Source organism: Nonomuraea sp. NPDC002799, from assembly GCF_053592075.1.
This window is the reverse complement of record NZ_JBSFVA010000146.1, coordinates 1-1,076: the sequence shown is the minus strand read 5'-3', so window position 1 is coordinate 1,076 and position 1,076 is coordinate 1. Positions and strand designations below refer to the sequence as shown.

Below are 1,076 nucleotides of genomic sequence, written 5' to 3'. Positions count from 1 at the left end.
AGGGGGGGGGGGGGGGGGGGCGCGGCGGGGGGGGCGGTGTTGCGGGTGGGCGCGGCGGCGGCGGGCGCCGCCCTCGTCGTCGTGGCGGCCCCCCCCCCCCCCCCCCGCCACAGGTGCGGTGATCGGGAGGGGTCAGCTCGCGCTACAGGAGATCGTCGGCCACGTTCGGTTGCCGTTGTGCTGGATCGTCACACCCCAGTTGTTGCCGTTGCCGTTGGGTCTGGCGGTCAGCACCTGGGAGCTGGGATAGCTGGCGCTGATGTTCCAGGTGGCGATGATGGTCGCCGGGGACGGGACGTTCATGGTCGCGGTCCAGTTGCTGGAGCCGCTGACCGCGACGCTGAGGTTGTAGCGGTCGCTCCACTGCTGACCGGCGGACAACGTCGCGGTGCAACCGCCGCCGGGGTTGCCGGGGTTACCCGGGTTGCCGGGGTTGCCGCCTGTGCCGCCCACCGTGATGTTGGAGTTGCCGCTGCTCTGATATCCCTCGGTGGCGAGGATCATGTAGTCGTGGCTGCCGAGGCTCATACCGTTACGCGACCATGCGTCGAAGTGGTTGCCGGACGTGATCGTCCCGCCTGTCTTCTTCGACTGCCTGACGCTCCAGTACTGGTTGAAGGTCTTGTTGCCTTCGATGGAGGGGGCGTTGTAGCGCGTCGTCTGGTAGATGTCGTAGGTGCCGCCGTCGCTGGTGACCGTGCCCTTGTACGTTCCGGTGGGCCGGTAGGTGCCCCAGTTGTCGACGATGTAGTACTCCACGAGCGGGTTCCTGGTCCACCCGTAGAGGGTCAGATAGGCGTTGCCCGACGGATTGAAGCTGCCGGAGTAGTTCACGCTCCGGCGTCCGCCGGTGCTCCAGCCCTTGCCGGCCACGAAGTTGCCGGTGTTGCTCCATGAGGTGCTGTAGTTGCCGCCGGAGCCCAGGTCCATGGAGACCGACCCTTGGCTGTCGGTCCAGAAGGAATAGAAGTAGCCGTTGTTGGTGCCGGTCTGATTGGACGTCACGGGGGCCGCGTTGGGGGATGCGGGGGGGCGGGGCCAACCCCCCACCCCCCCCCCCCCCAGAACGGAGAGGG

General features: G+C 68.0%; 1 protein-coding gene. It reads right to left on the bottom strand.

What is annotated here, in order from left to right; genetic code table 11:
* Positions 1-132: 132 nt before the first annotated feature.
* Positions 133-1,076: glycoside hydrolase family 11 protein (locus ACWD0F_RS52140; protein WP_449890607.1), on the bottom strand; the 944-nt coding region annotated here is incomplete at its 5' end.